The sequence below is a fragment of the Brooklawnia sp. genome (genome assembly GCF_032229645.1).
GTDB lineage: Bacteria > Actinomycetota > Actinomycetes > Propionibacteriales > Propionibacteriaceae > Brooklawnia.
This window is the reverse complement of sequence record NZ_JAVTWX010000102.1, coordinates 11323-26458: the sequence shown is the minus strand read 5'-3', so window position 1 is coordinate 26458 and position 15136 is coordinate 11323. Positions and strand designations below refer to the sequence as shown.

Sequence of the window (15136 nt, the reverse complement as noted above, 5' to 3'; positions counted from 1 at the left end):
GCAGGCGGAATCGGTGGATCTAGGTTTAGGGGCGGCTCCTTCGGGGGCCGCCCCTGTTGCGTGCCCCTGTTGCGTGCCCCTGTTGCGTGCCCCTGGTGGCCTGCGTCCGGTCGCCGCACCGTAGCGACCATGCGTGCGCCCCACGCGTGCGGCCCATGCGTGCGGCCCATCGCAGCGGCTGCCGGTCTGTTCGGTCCGTATCGCAGCGGCTGCCGAGAATAGCAGCGGCTGCCGGGAATCGCAGCGGCTGCCGGGAATAGCGGCAGCTACCGGCAATTCGCTGGTTGCTGCGACTACCGGTAGCTGTTGTGCCGGAGCGCGAGCATTTCGGTAGCGGATGCGACCACCGGAAGTGGCAGTGGCTGCCGATCTGTCCCGTTCGTAGTGGCTGCGGGTGAGCGAGCCGTGTTGCTCGCGGGGGCGTCTCGCCTGGGTGTCGCGCGTCCGTATGGCATCTGACAGTGCATCATGGTGACATGTCTGGGCTGCTGGAGGTGGTCGTCCTCACCGCTGAGGATGCCCGGCGCGCCGAGGATGGCGGCGCCGACCGGCTGATGATGGTCGGTGAACTGACCGGGCAGGGACGCTGTCCCGAGCCGGCCGCCTTCCGGCGCGTCCGAGATGCCTGCACGATTCCGATCAGGCCACTGTTGCGGCTGCGCGACGGCTATCGCTCCGACGGTGGCGAAGTCGCCCGGCTGCGCGGGCTGGCCTCTGGCTATCTGGTGGACGGCGCCGAAGGTTTCGTCCTCGGATTCTTGGACGGCTACTCGCAGGTCGATGGCGAGATCGTCACCGCACTGACCGATGACGGCTATTGGCCCTGGACCTTCGACCACGCGATCGACCGCTGTCTCGATATCGAGAACGCTTGGACGCAGCTGCGCGGCCTGCGCGGTCTTGATCAGATTCTCACCGCTGGGTCGAGCCGCGGCCTGGAGGTAGGCCTGGAGGACTTGGTCGCCCGGGCGAAGGCGAGCCCCTTCGACGCTGGGCTGATCCTGGCAGGCGGCGGACTGATCCCCGAGCATGTCGCCTGGTTGAGCAGGGCCGGGGTGCGGGCGTTCCAGGTGGGGCCGCAGGTGCGCCCGGGCGGTTCGTTCTCCGCTGACGTGGACACGTCCTTGGTGCGAGGCTGGCGGATTCTGCTGGACGCGGAGCGCTTCCGTCGCGCCGGTTGATCCTTGGAACCGATAGCTGCTGGGCCGTTTCTGCGCTGCTGCGATTATCGAGTTCAGTTTGGTCGCTTATAGCCACCAAAGTGAACTCGATAATCTGCTGCGGCGCGTGGAGGAGCCCGGAACCCACCGATTCAGGGCGTTGACGCGGGCGCCCTAGCCTTGGAGCCATGAACGATCCAGATCGTAGGCCGATGATCGCAGTTCCGCCGCTTGAGCGCCGCGTGCGCACGCGCCAGGCGGCTCGCGTCGTGGTGCGGGCCGAGGGACGCGTCCTGCTGGGTTCCGACACCGATCCGGGGCTGCCCGGTACGCAGTGGTGGGTGACCCCGGGCGGTGGCCTGGATGCCGGTGAGAGTTTCGTCCGGGCGGCGGCCCGGGAGCTCGCGGAGGAGACCGGGTTGCTCATCGATCCGGCTGATCTCTTCGGGCCGGTGGCCCGCCGGGTCGTTCATCACGGTTACTCGGATCAGATTCTGGTGCAGCGCGAGGACTTCTTCGTCCTTGATCTGCCGGCCCGATTTGAGCCAGACACGGCCGGATTCACTCCCGAGGAGAGGGTGACCATGGCTGCGGGGTTCGGCTGGTTCACCCCCGCAGAATTGGCGGATCTCACCGTCTGGCCGGCCGAGTTGGCCAGGCTCTTCAGGGCCAGCATCGGTAGCCCACTGATCGACTTCGGCGACGTTGAAGAGTCCACCGTCCCGGTCAGCCTCGGCCACCGCTAAGGGCCTGATTCATCGGAGGTCTTAAGCCACTCCTCGTGGGCGCACTCTGTTGGCAGTGCCGTCTGTCGGTAGCACGGTCTGTTGGCAGCGCCGTCTGTCGAAAGCGCTGCGGGCCGATGCCTTAGTTCTGCTGCTCCAGAACCGGATCGTTGATGACCACGGGCTCCAGAAGCCGTGCCGAGACAATTCGGTTCGACGCGATGTTTAGCCGGGCCCCGGCCCGGCGCACCAGATAGGCCGAGCCATGTGCCACGAAGAGCACCCGGACGACGGCATCGGTGAGTGTCCCGTCTTCTTCGGCGTATGCGAGTTGCACCCATAGGTCGTCGCGGGACGCTGCTTCTAGTACCGGGCGCCAGTCGTTGCCGACCCGCGGCCCGGACATCTCAGGGTCCTGCTTGGCCACAGGCGCCCGGCCCGCGGCGTCGAAGCGTGGCAGCGATGGACGACCATTCTGCGGATCGAAGAGCCGTCCCCCGCGCAGCACCAGTGCGATCTGGCGTGGCAGCACGACCGTGCGGTCATCGAGCGGACGCAACAGCCTCAGGGCGAGCAGCCGGTCAATCGGCGAGGCCGCATCCTGCCACGTCACGTTGCGTTGGGCATTGCTCACGGTTCCCTGCGGCGGCCCCCAGACCAATCGTTCGAGCACGCGGCGCTCATCGTCCCCGATCCTGCCCAATGCCTCCGTGATCTCTGCCTGGTCGAGCGGTGTGGTGTCGACCGGTGCCAGGCCCGCCGGGAATGGGCCCAGCAGCCGCGCGACCGCATCGCTGATGGCAGCGCCCGGACCATGAACGAGTTCGCGTTCGCGTAGTTGATCGATGACCGCAGTCAGGTTGACACCGGCGAAGTCGGGTAGCGAATCGGGATCCAGACCCGCCGTCAGCGATATCAGCACGCGCAGTTCGTCATCCCCGAGCTGAGACAGCGCCTGGGCGGTCGAATCCGGTGAAGCACTCGACCCCACGGCTAATACCGCCGCAGCTGTCTGCCGCGCATGCTGATCGCGACGGCGGCGACGCAGATGAAACTGAGCAACTGCGCGGTGCCCTGCAGCTGATCGGTCGCGAAGTAACCCTGGATCCAGACGAACATCACCACCAGCGAGATGGCCGCGCTGATCAGCACTGCAACACGCGCCGGGACCTTCTTGATGGCGGCAATGCCGCCAGCGATCATCAGCGTCCACGGCGCGAGACCACCCCAGAACACGCCGAGAATCAGTAGACCGATCAGCCAGCCATCGGCGGCGGCGGAGCCATTCGGCTGAGATGGACCGCTTTGAGTGGGCCCCGGGTAGTGCTGATGCTGTGAGTATGCGCCGGTGGCATACGGATTGGCGGGATACGGGGAGGCGCCGGGCGCATACGAATTGGCCGGGTAGGGCGAAGCCCCAGCGGGGTAGGGCGAAGCCCCAGCGGGGTAGGGCGAAGGACCGGCCGGGTAGGGCGTCTGTGTGGCTGGCGGCACGGTTCGTGCTCCTGGGAAGCCCGGCTGTCCAAACCCGGGCATTTCCGGACGAACGGGACCCGCCGCAGTGCCCGCAGCGCCCGGCGCGGGCCAAGCCGCGCTCGCGCCCATCGGCGCACCCTTCGGCGGCGGGAGCTCACCGAGTTCCTGGGTGCTCAACTCCTCGTCCTCATCGAAAGCCGAAGCCAGATTGCTGCTGGTCGCGCTGCCGGGCACAGGCTGTGTCGGATCCCAGGCGCTGGTCGTTTCGGCAGGCTGAACCTCGAGCAGCGGCTGGCTCGGATCCCGCCGCTCGGGAGGTGCCGGCGCGATCTGCTCGAGCGGTAGCACCCGCTCGGCAGGAAGGGCGAAATCGTCTGGCGGAGCCACCGAGCCTGGTGTCACGGCCTTTGGTGGCTCGGATGAGGACAGCGGGGGAGCCACCGGGCTGGCGAAGCCGAACGGCTGGCCGGTCTGCGGATCCTCCCCGGCTGCCAGGGATGTCGGTATCGGCTGCGTCATGATGCCCAGTCTAGAAGGCGCCGGTGACAGGCTGCCGCTGCTCAATGGCGTCGTCCGACACCGTGGGCGCAGCCGGAACTCGCGTCACGGCTTCGAACGACACAATCGTGGTCACGATGAGGTCACATTGAGTGGCCCCAGCAAGGCGACCGGGTGCGGGCGCATTGGTCTGCCAGGTAGTCTGTGATGGATGCGGGTTGCGAACCCGTACCGATGGCTACGAGTTTGATGAGAGAGGTTGCGGTGCCCAGCGGCAAGGTGCGTTTTTACGACGCAGACAAGGGCTTCGGCTTCATCGCCAAAGACGGCGGTGGTGATGTTTACGTACGCGCCGATGCACTGCCCCAGGGGGTGGCTGCGCTGAAGACCGGCCAGAAGGTTGAGTTCGGCGTCATTCAGGGACGCAGGGGTGAACAGGCGCTGTCGGTTCAGCTGGTCGAGCTGCCGCCGTCGCTGGCGAAGGCTTCGCGCAAGAAGCCGGAGCAACTTGCGGTGCTGTTCGAGGACCTGATCAAGGTGCTGGACACTCTCGGCAACGGCTATCGGCACGGACGCTATCCGAACGCTCAGCAGTCGGCGAAGGTCGCCAGCATGCTGCGGGCCGTCGCGGACGAGTTGGAGTTATGAGCGAAGTAGACCAAATAATCGCGGATTCCCTGACACTGGCCCGCGACGCGGCGGCCGAGGCCGCCGGCGACTTCGGCGTGGGCGAGTACCTCGGCAGCAGGCTGGAGGAAGGCACCAGGCAGGCGACGCACCTCTTCGATTGCCCGCATCCCGGCTACTACGGCTGGCACTGGGCCGTGACGATGACCCGCGCGTCGCGGGCCCGCTACGCGACGGTCAACGAGGTCGTCCTGCTGCCCGGCGATGAATCACTGCTGGCTCCGGCGTGGGTGCCGTGGGCCGACCGTCTGCAACCGGGCGATGTCACGCCGGGCACGCTGCTACCGACCCCGGACAACGATCCGAGGCTCGAACCCGGCTACGGCGGTGGCGAGTTGGCTGCCGACACCGATCCGGCCGAATGGGCTCAAACTCGCGCGGTGGTTGGCGAACTGGGGCTTGGACGCGAGCGCGTCCTGTCTCCGGCCGGACGCGATGAGGCAGCTGAACGCTGGCTGGCTTCGGACGCGGGCCCCGACAGTCCGTCCGCCAGGCAGGCTCCTGGGCAGTGCGTGAGCTGCGGCTACTTCGTCCGTGTCGGGGGATCGCTTGGGAGGCTCTTCGGCGCCTGCGCCAACGAGTACTCGCCCTTTGATGCGCGGGTCGTCTCGATCGACCACGGCTGCGGCGGGCATTCCGATGTGGTCGCGGACGAGCGCGTCGCGCGGCTGCCTGAGCCGATCTTCGACACCATCAGCATCGACCACTCGCTGTTCGACTGATCCATCGCCTGATCCAGGCGATCGTTCAAGATCAGGCCGTTGGCGCAGGGATTCCCAGTGCCGCTTCGTGGTCTCGTTTGTTGCGCCGCCACACGCAATAGGCAATCGCGATGAGCCCGATGCCGACCCCGGTCAGGCCGACCGTGAGCCACCAGTCTGGGGTCGTCCAGCTGCCTGGTCCGAGATAGAGGACGACGGAGCCGACCACGAACAGTGCGGTCCCGATGGTGAAGACTCGCACGCCATCGTCGTGAATGGGTTCGACAGGTGCCTGCTTCAAGACCTGCTCTGGCGAACGCCTAGCAGATTCTCGACTTGTTACAGGCGGATTATCGGTCATGGACCCAAGCTTAGAGGCCCGCTGTGATTGCCTAGCATGCTGCTATGACCACCACATCGGCACAGGGTGCTCCGATCGCCGGCGGCGATCAAAAAGAGTCAGGCTTGGATCATTGGTTCGAAATCACTCGGCGGGGGTCATCGGTCCCTCGTGAGGTGCGCGGCGGCTTGGTGACATTCTTCACCATGGCCTACATCCTCGCGCTCAACCCGTTGATCATCGGTACAGCGACAGATAAGAACGGCAACCTCGTCTCGGGTGCGCCGAAGTTCACCGATGCCGCCCAGACGGTGGTCGATTCGGCGGCGGTCGGCCAGTCGATTGCCATGGTGGCAGCAGCAACCGCCCTCGTCGCAGGCGTGATGACGATCCTCATGGGTGTGGTCGGACGATTCCCGATCGGCATCGCGACCGGACTCGGCCTGAACGCCATGCTCGCCTATGTGGTTGCGCCCCAGATGACCTGGCCGCAGGCGATGGGCATGATCGTCTGCGAAGGCGTCCTGGTGACCGTGCTCGTATTGACCGGCTTCCGAGAAGCTGTCTTCCGCGCCGTGCCGCCCAGCTTGCGCACCGCGATCAGCGTCGGTATCGGCTTGTTCATCACCTTCGTCGGCCTGGCGGACGCCGGTGTCGTCCGCGATGGTAGCCCGCTGGTTCAGCTGGGTATCAATGGTTCGCTGGCCGGCTGGCCGATCTTCATCTTCGTCGTCACCTTCGTTCTGCTGGCGATTCTCTACATGCGCAAGGTTCGCGGCGCCATGCTCTGGGCGATCCTGGGCGGTACAGCACTGGCGGTCATCTTGGAGACCGTCACCAAGATCGGTGCCGTGTCGCCCGATCACCCCGCCGGTTGGGCGCTGAACGTCCCGGCCTTCCCGGGTTGGCAGGCCTTCGCCAGTCCCGATCTCTCGCTGCTGGGCAAGGTCGACGTCTTCGGCGGTTTCGCCCCGGATGGCACCCCGACCGTGGCAAGCGTCGTCACCGCCGCCATGCTGGTCTTCAGCTTGCTGCTGGCAGACTTCTTCGACACCATCGGCACGGTCGTCGCGGTGGGTGCCGAGGGCGGCATCTTGAACAAGGACGGCGAGCCGCCGCATCTGCGCGAGATCCTGCTCGTCGACTCGATCGCCGCGCTGGCCGGCGGTGCTGCCTCGGTGTCCAGCAACACCAGCTTCGTCGAATCCACTGCAGGCGTAGCCGAGGGCGCCCGGACAGGTATCGCGTCTGTGGTTACCGGCGTGGCCTTCCTGGTCGCCTTGTTCATCACTCCGGTCGTCAACATGGTGCCCTCCGAGGCGGTCGCCCCGGTCTTGGTCGTCGTCGGCTTCCTGATGATGACCCAGGTCACCGAGATCCCATGGAGCGACATCGAGATCGCACTTCCGGCGTTCGTCACGATCGCCTTCATGCCCTTCTCCTACTCCATCACCGTCGGCATCGGCGCGGGCTTCATCATGTTCGTGGTGATGAAGATCTTCAACGGCAAGGCGGCCAAGGTGCACCCGCTGATGTGGGTCGTGGCGGCGCTCTTCGCCATCTACTTCATGCAGGGGCTGATCAGCGGGGCAGTCGCTTAGGACGGTCGTTGGGCCGCCCAGAAAACTACCGTTGAGCCGGTAGCCCGCGGGGGCGTCACGGCATCCAGGTCACAACCAGATCTGGAGCCGGGCGCCCTTGCTGCGCCGCCTGATCCGTCCAGCCGGGATAGTTCTCCAAGAAGATGCGGAACGGCTGCACCATCGCGGCGGTCTTGGCGTCCAGGGGGTCGGCGATCTCGTCGAGGGCCTGCTGAGTTGCGAGCACGTGCGCGTGTTTGGCGTATCCCCACCGCTGCCCGGGTAGTGGCATGAGCGGTATCTGCGGGTCTTGTTGCAGCAGCTTCACCAGGGAGAACTGGCTGGGCAGCCCCGCTGCGGCCAGCTCGAACTCAAGGTCGGACATCTCGCGCTCGGTGATGTCGATGCTCAGCCGGCCCCAGCTCAGTTCTCTGAGCCAGCCGAGGACGATCTGCCAGGCGAAGGCCTGCCGCTCGGGCTTGATGGCGTGCGCCTTCAATAGTGCTTCGACATCTGGTGGCGCCGGACGGTCGGGCACCTTCGGTGGCTCAATGGACTGCTTGGTCACCGGGCCGATGCGTCCGAGCATGCGTCCTCGACGATGTTGATGAGGTTCGCTGGCCGCGGGAAACTCGCTGGCTGCGATCTGGCGCAACCGACCGGCCAGTTCGGGCTCTGCGCCGAACACATCACGCAACTCCGTGATTCCGATCGCAAACTGTGACAACCGTCCCATGTCACGAGGCTAGTCGCTGTGGCGCCCGCGCATCGGCGATAGCACGGGCTGATGCACCGGGCCCACTCGGGGTTGGCTAGACTATCGCGGGTACTCGATGGACAGGAGCACCGATGACCAAGGTTCAGCCGGCTCTGGCCTGCGCTGCGGCATCGCTGCTGGTTTTCGGAATGGCTGCTCCGGCCGCTGCAAGCCCGGGCGATGTCATCACGCTGGCCGATGCGGCATTGAGCAATTCGGGCGGGCTGGCCGCCGATCCGGTCAGACAGGTGTATTGGACTGCGGCCACCTCGGGTGCCGTCCAGGCCATCAACCCGGATGGGACGACTGCGGGCGAGGTGAGTTACTCAGCGACTCCGGCCGATGTCGAGGCGCTGGCCATCTTCGACGGAGCGCTGTTCGTCGGCGATATCGGTGGCAGTCGCTCGTCGGTGGCCATCTACCGGCTCGACTCGATGGATTACGGCACGTCTGTCCCGGTTACCGAGTGGACGCTGCACTACCCGGACGGCGCGCACGACGCGATGACCATGATGGTCTCGCCGCGCGGCAACATCTGGATCGTCACCAAGGGGTCGCCGGGCGGGCTCTACTACGTCCCGGCGCCCCAGGCGGCTGGCGAGATGACTCTGGAGCATGTTGCCGAGGCACCCAGCTGGGTGACTGATGGGGTATTCGTGGACGCGTCCACTGCGGTCTTGCGCACCTACAACAGCGTGCTGACCTACGACATGACGGACTACAACGTGACCGCTGCCGAGCCGGCGCCGGCTCAGCCGCAGGGCGAATCGGTCACGACCACGCTGGCGGCGACCGGGCTTGTGCTGGGTAGCCGCGACGATGATCGGTTGCTCGAAGTCGCGCCGCCGACCGCACTGGTCGATGTCGGTGTCGCCCCTTCGGTGCCGCCAGGCTTTCAAGCCGAGCCGTCCGCGACGATGTCGGACGCCGAAGGCGAGCCATCCAGCCAGACCCCGACATCCGAGGCGACATCAGAATCTCCCGCCCCGAGAATGGCCGCCGGAGGTTCCTTCGGTGCGATCGCCATCGCCGCGCTGATCTCGGTTGTGGCCGGGGGAATTGCATTTCTGGCGAGCAAGCCGCAGCCACGACACGCTCGCAGGCGTCACTAGGGGCCTAGGATCGCTCGTCGCCGACGGCGGTAGCGTCCAGATCGATTTGCACCGCACGGGCCTGTTTGATGGTTTCGGCGAGCACACTCAGCCGTGCGTCCGGTGCGGGTATCAGCGGAACCGGACGGGGCAGCCGGGCCAGTCTCGCCAGACGGAGATCGGCAAGGACCTCGTTGACCGCTGTCTTGTCGCCGCCGACGATCAAACCTTCGCATCCGGTCAATTCGGGCAGCAGGACCTCGACGGCATCGTCCGAGGTCTGCTGGTAGGCGGACCGGGCCTGGTTGGCGCGTCGGCGCGCATAGCGCTGCTGCGACCAGCCACCGGCCTTGGTGCGCGATTGTACATAGTGACGCGATGTGCGGTGGACGACCAGCTCGTCGCCCACCGCGATACCCACCGCGCTCGCGCCTTTGCGCACCAGGAGCACCGCGAGCCGGCGCGGCATGACCAGGTGGGCGACGGCTTCGTCCAGCCCGATGGTGGATTCCATCGGCGCCCAGCAGTTGATCAGGCGCGCGTGGGCGCCGTCGGCGGCATGCAGGAATATCTCGGCGGGCAGGATGGTTGAGGTGAGCGTTCCGTGTCGGGATCCGAATCGTTCGACCCAACCGGGCAGTCGATCGGCGGCGACGCTGATCCGGCGGGCAGGTGTGAATTCGACGCTCATCGGGCCCATGCTATGTCAGCGGGAAGCGTCGCATTAGGCCATGCTAAGCATGGCAGTCCGTTAGGCTTTCAGCTAACCAGGAGGGCTCATGAACGATCTGATCGATACCCCGGAGATGTATCTGCGTACCATCCTCGAACTCCACGAGGAGGGCATCGAGCCGTTGCGCGCGAGGATCGTCGAGCGGCTCCATCAGTCAGGACCGACCGTGAGCCAGACCGTGGCGCGGCTGGAGCGCGACGGACTGCTGACGGTGCAGGACAATCGTCGCATCGAACTCAGCGAGGTGGGCTGGGAGCGCGCCCGCAAGGTGATGCGTAAGCACCGGCTGGCCGAGCGGATGCTGTCGGACATCATCGGGCTCGACTACTCGATCGTCCACGAGGAGGCCTGCAAGCTCGAGCACGTCATCGGCGATGCGATCGAGGAGCGGCTGACCGAACTGCTGAATTCGCCGGAGCTGTCGCCCTATGGTTGTCCGATTCCCTCTCTGCACGGTGAATTGCATCCGGAGATCTTCCGCGAAGGCGTGGTCTCGTTGGCCGATGTCGTGACGGACGAGGTACACAGCTTCTTGTTGGTGCGGTTGAGCGAGTTCGTACAAGCGGACGAGATGGCGCTGACGGGGCTCAGGGACGTCGGTGTGGTGCCCGAGGTCACGATATCGGCGGTCGAGGTCCATTCTGCTGTGGAGATACGAGGCCCCGAAGGGCGGGTACGCGTCGATAAATCGGTTGCGGGCGGGCTCTGGGTGGCCGAAAAGGCCGCTGCGACGACCTGATCGTCGTGGGCTGAAGAAGCGCCGCAGTGGACGATGGTCCGCCGCGGCGCTTTGTTGTGTCCCGGGTGGTTCGCCCTCCCGCGTAGAAGCTGTCGAAAATAGCAGCGGCTACCGAATGTTCGGTGGCCGCTGCTGTTTTTGGTAGCCGCTACTGCGGAACTCGCGCTTTTCGGTAGCCGCTGAGGGGCTCGGGCTTCTCAGTAGCCGCTACTGCGGGCTCGGGGCTTCTCAGTAGCCGCTGAGGCCTGTCGAGTGGGGGATTGAGGACATGAAGAAAGCGGCTGCCGCACGAGAGGCCGAAGCCGTCTACCCACCCCCAGGAGACAAATCATCGGCGGCAACCGCTTTCGTGAACAACAATAACCCATCCGGGTCTGAATGCAAGCGCCATCAACAAAGTTGCCAAAATCAGGAGGCGTTCGTCCTGACTGGCCCCAACACGCGTAGTCGCGTGGTATCTGCGGTCGCCGATGCGTCCGTGATTGCTGTTGGGCGCTGGTTCGCGTCCGATCTGTCCTGGGCGGGACCTTGGACGCCGGGTTGGCCCGCCCGGTGTCTGGGTCTACGCTTAGCTGGGTCTGTTGATGGCCTCATAGCTCAGGGGATAGAGCAGTGGTTTCCTAAACCATGTGTCGCAGGTTCGATTCCTGCTGGGGCCGCTCATGAAAGCATCGTCCGCTTCTTCGGGCGGTCACGTACAAAGGAGGAGCGCATACCCGTCCTGGGTACGCGCTCCTCCTTTGTGCAGGCGCGTGAGATGCTCGGGCTGGAGGCGCAGAGCAGCGATCAGGCCTTCGCCACGTACTCGTCGATCTCGCCGCGCAGCTGCGCCTTCAGCACCGCCGGCGCCCACGAGATATCAACGGCATTTAGGGCAAGCTGGGCCAAGAACTGGTCCGAGACCTTGCCCTCGTCGGCCACCCGCTGAAAGTTCTCGGCGATGTAGCCGCCGAAGTAGGCCGGATCGTCCGAGTTCAGGGTGACCTTGACGCCTTGCTCGACCAGCTGCTTGACCAGTTCGACCTTCGAACCGTCCGAGACCCAGGTGTTCGAGATCGGGCAGGACGTCAACCCGATGCCGCGTTCGGCGATCACCTTCACCAGCCCGGGATTCTCCACGATGTTGGTGCCGTGGTCGATGCGGGCAACGCCGATCTCGGTGATCACCGAGGCGATATTGTCGATCGAGCCCGGGATGTCGACATCGCAGTGCATCGTCAGCAGGTAGCCCTCGGCCCTCGCGCGAGCGAAGACGGCCGCGAACTTCGACGGCGGGTTGCCGTTCTCGTCCGAATCGAGCCCAACGCCGAGAATCCACGGCTTGTAGGGCAGCGACTCCAGCAGCGTGGCCATCGCGTATTCGGCCTGGAAATCGCGCAGGAAGCACATGATCAGTGCGGAGCTGATGCCGAATTGCTGCTCGGCCTCCACCTGTGCGCGACGTAGCCCGGTGATCACGGTGTCGAGTGAGACTCCGCGCGAGGTGTGCGCCTGCGGATCGAAGAAGATCTCGACGTAGCGCAGGTTCTGCGGCGCGACCTTGCGGAAGTAGGCCATCGCGAGGTCGTAGAAGTCGTCGGACGTCAGCAGCACGTTCATGCCGTCGTAGTAGGCGTCCAAGAACGAGGGAAGGTCATCGAAGCCGTAGGACGCCCGGACCTGCTCCGGAGTATCGAAGGGCAGCTTGATGCCGTTGCGCTTGGCCAGCTCGAACTTCAGTTCCGGTTCCAGGGTGCCTTCGATGTGCAGGTGCAGTTCGACCTTCGGCAGTCCGAGGACGAATGGTGAAATTTCCATGATGCAATCCTTCTACCTGGTCGCGAGCACCGGGTCGATGACCTCGAACTTGATGCAATCGACCAGACCCAGATCGGTCATCGCCCAGTCCGGGATCGAGGTGATCGACAAGAAGAGCAGCTGGCCGATGACGCTCGCGGTGACTGCCTGGCCGAGCGAAAAGACCAGGGTTGCAGGTAGGTTTCATGCCATGACCGAAGCAGAATTGGCCGGCCTGGTGGCGCGCTCGCTGACCGGCGAGGACGCGTTACCGTCCACTTCGCCGGGCTCGGACGCGACTCGGCCTCCTCAGATCGCAGAGGCTCTGGTGGCTGCCGGCTGGAGCAGCGAACGAATCGCCGCCGTGCGGGAGGCCAGTAGCCAGGCCGGACGACCGTGGCCGTTGCCGGTGCCCGCGCCGCTGCGCGGCAGCGTCGGGGCCGCTCAACTGCTGACAGCCAGCCGGGCCGTCGCAGAGCAGCTTGGTGTCGGTGCCGAAGTGCGGCTGCGAGACAGCTCGGTACCGCTGAGCCCCCGTGATCGTGCATTGCTGACTGAGCGCCCGCCGCATCACGGAAATGTGGGATGACAAGGTGTGGCGCTCTCCTGTGAAGTGGCTCGGAGTGGTCGGCGCAGTGGCCTTGCTGTGCGGTTGCACGGCGCTGGGGACGGTCGGGGATTCAACTGCGAGCAGCGTCAACTCGATCCTCAAGGATTCGGGCCAGCCGGTATTCACTCGCCTCGTACTGAGCCCCGATCCTGACGACACCCGCGTTGCAGTGCGGGCAGACGGAGCCGAGGTCTGGCGGACGGAACAGGGGGCGGGTGATCCGGTTGCGCAGCCATCGGTGACCGGCGCCAGTCGTCCGGACGCAGTCGACTTCGACGCGCTGAACGCCCAACTCGACGTCCTGGCAGCTTCGTGCGACCACGACCCTGAGCTCAATGTTGGCATCGCCGCTAGCGGCGCGGTGGTTGCCGACTCGGTCTGCGGCGGGCAGATCACCGCGACCTCGGTCGACGGCCGCGAGCCGGTGGCGGCGCAGATCGAGCTGACCAGCGTTGAGGGCATCGACCAGATACTCAATGAGGCATCGGCGATGCTGCCCAACCGGCGCGCCTTCCAAATCAGCCTGCCCGGGCCCGCATCCTCGCGCGGCGACAGCGCCCGCGCCGAAGGCGGAACCTGGACGCTCACCGACGGCACGATCTGCACGGTCAGCTATCTGCGTGCCGGCCAGGGGACCAGCCCGTCGGAACCGTTGCGGGAGTTCAGCTGCGACGGCTTCGGACAACAGAAGGTCGGCTTCAACACCCAGCAGCCGTTCGACCCCGCCACACTCGATGCCGGCCGGATCCACGACGCGATCGGCAAGGCACTGTCCCAGAGCGGGTTCGACCCGCAGACCGTCGCCTTCTACGGCGTCTACGAGTTCTATACGGGTCCGCTCCTCGTCCTCGTCACGACCGACGGCGGATATCACGAGGTCGACATCTGAGAGCGTATCCGCACACGAAACGGGGGCACGTCCCACAGGACGCACCCCCCCGAATCGATTGAGTCAGATCACGCCTGCTTGGCGAGCAGATCACGGATCTCGGTGAGCAACTCGGCCTCGGTGGCCGCTGCGGCCTCCTCCTCGGGCTCGTGAAGCTCGCGGAACCTATTGACCGGCAGCACCAGCGCGAAATAGACCACGGCGGCGACCAGGACGAAGCCGATGGCCTGCGTCAAGAACGGGCCCACCGGCACGCCGCCGGGCAACCAGTCATCGAAGTTCGGCGGGCCGCCGAGAACTTTCGAAATCAGACTCAGCACGATGTTGGTGAATGCCTCGACGACGCTGCTGAACGCCGCGCCCATGATGAATGCAACAGCCAGCTCGATGAGGTTGCCGCGCAAAATGAAATCTTTGAAACCCTGCATGATTACCTCTTGATGTGGGGTCAACACCGTCTGAAGACGGCATCGGTTGTTTTTCGATCGACGCCGACTATAGGGCTCAAAGACGCGGGAGACGGGTCGTCCCGGCCTGCGTTCGCCATTGGCGAAGTAGGCCATCATTGCATCACGATGGCCATCCGCATCTGACTGGACGCGGCCGCCAGCCGGGCGGCAGTCTCTGCATCGGCGGAGACGACGACCAGTGCGCCGGACTCGGGGCCCATGCCGGTGCTCCCGGGTGTAGGCAGCGCCGCTATCTGCACGTTGGTTGCCAGGTCGACTGCGCCGCCGTCCATCGTGGAGCCAACAACAGTGATCCGGTCACCGACCTGAAGCAGGGCGACGGTCGCCGCGTCCGGCACTCGGAAGGGAACCAGCCGTTCATCGGCGGACGTCGCATCTCGTCCGCTGAGCATGTTTGCGCTGGTCAGCACGCTGCCCTGAGTGAGCGCGCCGGTCAGTACCCGTCCAATCGCCGCTTGTGGGTCGGCGAGCGCCTGATCGGGCAGCAGGCCGAGTGGCATCTGGATCAGCTGTACGTCTGCGGCAGCCAAGGTGCTTCCGGCAGGCAATGCCTTGGTGGCGACGAGCACCGGCGCGGACTCAGGCTGTGCGGGCGCCAACGCCGAGAGGGTTGCGAACAGGCAGATCATGGCCGCGATCGCGCCCAATCCGCGACGGTGCCATCTGATGAACCGGCCCAGGCGAGTCAGCAGTTCTGTGGGATTCATGCCCATAGGATCGTTAAATGGGCGGGAAATCGGTCAAATTTCCTGCCCGCTGTGGATAATCTCGCGAAGTTGAGTCTTGTGGGCGAGCCATCTGCCCAATCTGAGTTTCAGGCGTTTCTGTCCGGATGCCCGGACGCAATCAGGCCGCTGCGGAAGCCTTGTCGCTCGACGTGCTGGAGTTGCTCGACGTGCTGGAG

17 protein-coding genes and 1 tRNA gene are annotated in these 15136 nt (G+C 65.4%); 10 read left to right on the top strand and 8 right to left on the bottom strand.

Annotated features, from left to right (window positions below):
- Nucleotides 1-476: 476 nt before the first annotated feature.
- Both AAFP05_RS07840 and AAFP05_RS07835 read left to right on the top strand, forming a co-directional pair.
- Nucleotides 477-1181: a copper homeostasis protein CutC gene (locus tag AAFP05_RS07840; protein ID WP_341729302.1), complete on the top strand. Its 705-nt coding sequence runs from the start codon at nucleotides 477-479 to the stop codon at nucleotides 1179-1181.
- Between the two features lie 167 nt (nucleotides 1182-1348).
- Nucleotides 1349-1906: an NUDIX domain-containing protein gene (locus AAFP05_RS07835; RefSeq protein WP_341729301.1), complete on the top strand. Its 558-nt coding sequence runs from the start codon at nucleotides 1349-1351 to the stop codon at nucleotides 1904-1906.
- Nucleotides 1907-2027: 121 nt separating this feature from the next.
- On the opposite strand, the gene AAFP05_RS07830 is transcribed toward AAFP05_RS07835, so the two are convergent.
- Together AAFP05_RS07830 and AAFP05_RS07825 are read right to left on the bottom strand one after the other, a co-directional pair.
- On the bottom strand, nucleotides 2028-2876 hold the full coding sequence (locus tag AAFP05_RS07830) for a hypothetical protein (protein ID WP_341729300.1): 849 nt from the start codon (nucleotides 2874-2876) through the stop codon (nucleotides 2028-2030).
- Nucleotides 2877-2878: 2 nt separating this feature from the next.
- Nucleotides 2879-3880 carry a hypothetical protein gene (locus AAFP05_RS07825; protein WP_341729299.1) on the bottom strand — a complete coding sequence of 334 codons (1002 nt, stop codon included), beginning with the start codon at nucleotides 3878-3880 and terminating at the stop codon, nucleotides 2879-2881.
- 243 nt (nucleotides 3881-4123) lie between these two features.
- Between AAFP05_RS07825 and AAFP05_RS07820 the strand changes: the two genes are divergently transcribed.
- On the top strand, nucleotides 4124-4507 hold the full coding sequence (locus tag AAFP05_RS07820) for a cold shock domain-containing protein (protein WP_341729315.1): 384 nt from the start codon (nucleotides 4124-4126) through the stop codon (nucleotides 4505-4507).
- Nucleotides 4504-5268 carry a DUF3027 domain-containing protein gene (locus AAFP05_RS07815; protein ID WP_341729298.1) on the top strand — a complete coding sequence of 255 codons (765 nt, stop codon included), beginning with the start codon at nucleotides 4504-4506 and terminating at the stop codon, nucleotides 5266-5268. Before AAFP05_RS07820 ends, AAFP05_RS07815 begins: the two co-directional genes overlap by 4 nt.
- Nucleotides 5269-5299: 31 nt before the next feature.
- Here the strand turns inward: AAFP05_RS07815 and AAFP05_RS07810 are convergent, their stop codons facing one another.
- On the bottom strand, nucleotides 5300-5548 hold the full coding sequence (locus AAFP05_RS07810) for a DUF2530 domain-containing protein (RefSeq protein ID WP_341729297.1): 249 nt from the start codon (nucleotides 5546-5548) through the stop codon (nucleotides 5300-5302).
- Nucleotides 5549-5652: 104 nt separating this feature from the next.
- On the opposite strand from AAFP05_RS07810, the gene AAFP05_RS07805 reads away from it, so the two are divergent.
- Nucleotides 5653-7188: an NCS2 family permease gene (locus AAFP05_RS07805; protein ID WP_341729296.1), complete on the top strand. Its 1536-nt coding sequence runs from the start codon at nucleotides 5653-5655 to the stop codon at nucleotides 7186-7188.
- 55 nt (nucleotides 7189-7243) lie between these two features.
- On the opposite strand, the gene AAFP05_RS07800 is transcribed toward AAFP05_RS07805, so the two are convergent.
- Entirely contained in the window at nucleotides 7244-7903 is a 660-nt protein-coding gene (locus AAFP05_RS07800; RefSeq protein WP_341729295.1) for a hypothetical protein, read from the bottom strand.
- 113 nt (nucleotides 7904-8016) lie between these two features.
- Here AAFP05_RS07800 and AAFP05_RS07795 point away from each other — a divergent pair, with 113 nt between their 5' ends.
- Nucleotides 8017-9036, top strand: a complete 1020-nt coding sequence (locus tag AAFP05_RS07795; protein ID WP_341729294.1) for a hypothetical protein — start codon at nucleotides 8017-8019, stop codon at nucleotides 9034-9036.
- 4 nt (nucleotides 9037-9040) lie between these two features.
- On the opposite strand, the gene AAFP05_RS07790 is transcribed toward AAFP05_RS07795, so the two are convergent.
- Nucleotides 9041-9706, bottom strand: coding sequence for an acVLRF1 family peptidyl-tRNA hydrolase (locus tag AAFP05_RS07790; RefSeq protein ID WP_341729293.1), 666 nt, complete (start codon nucleotides 9704-9706; stop codon nucleotides 9041-9043).
- 88 nt (nucleotides 9707-9794) lie between these two features.
- Here AAFP05_RS07790 and AAFP05_RS07785 point away from each other — a divergent pair, with 88 nt between their 5' ends.
- The gene (locus tag AAFP05_RS07785; RefSeq protein ID WP_341729292.1) at nucleotides 9795-10487 is read left to right on the top strand and encodes a metal-dependent transcriptional regulator; all 693 of its coding nucleotides are present in this window, start codon (nucleotides 9795-9797) and stop codon (nucleotides 10485-10487) included.
- A 586-nt stretch (nucleotides 10488-11073) separates the two neighbouring features.
- Nucleotides 11074-11146, top strand: a tRNA-Arg gene (locus AAFP05_RS07780).
- Nucleotides 11147-11273: 127 nt separating this feature from the next.
- Here the strand turns inward: AAFP05_RS07780 and add are convergent.
- Nucleotides 11274-12284: an adenosine deaminase gene (add, locus tag AAFP05_RS07775; protein ID WP_341729291.1), complete on the bottom strand. Its 1011-nt coding sequence runs from the start codon at nucleotides 12282-12284 to the stop codon at nucleotides 11274-11276.
- Here add and AAFP05_RS07770 point away from each other — a divergent pair.
- Together AAFP05_RS07770 and AAFP05_RS07765 are read left to right on the top strand one after the other, a co-directional pair.
- Nucleotides 12283-12852, top strand: coding sequence for a hypothetical protein (locus AAFP05_RS07770; RefSeq protein ID WP_341729290.1), 570 nt, complete (start codon nucleotides 12283-12285; stop codon nucleotides 12850-12852). The two genes, add and AAFP05_RS07770, sit on opposite strands and share 2 nt — an antisense overlap.
- Nucleotides 12853-12856: 4 nt before the next feature.
- Complete coding sequence (locus AAFP05_RS07765; protein ID WP_341729289.1) at nucleotides 12857-13762, top strand: hypothetical protein; 906 nt, start codon at nucleotides 12857-12859, stop codon at nucleotides 13760-13762.
- A 68-nt stretch (nucleotides 13763-13830) separates the two neighbouring features.
- Here the strand turns inward: AAFP05_RS07765 and AAFP05_RS07760 are convergent, their stop codons facing one another.
- Both AAFP05_RS07760 and AAFP05_RS07755 read right to left on the bottom strand, forming a co-directional pair.
- Complete coding sequence (locus AAFP05_RS07760; RefSeq protein ID WP_341729288.1) at nucleotides 13831-14190, bottom strand: MscL family protein; 360 nt, start codon at nucleotides 14188-14190, stop codon at nucleotides 13831-13833.
- Between the two features lie 134 nt (nucleotides 14191-14324).
- The gene (locus AAFP05_RS07755) at nucleotides 14325-14939 is read right to left on the bottom strand and encodes an SAF domain-containing protein (RefSeq protein ID WP_341729287.1); all 615 of its coding nucleotides are present in this window, start codon (nucleotides 14937-14939) and stop codon (nucleotides 14325-14327) included.
- Nucleotides 14940-15136: the final 197 nt, after the last annotated feature.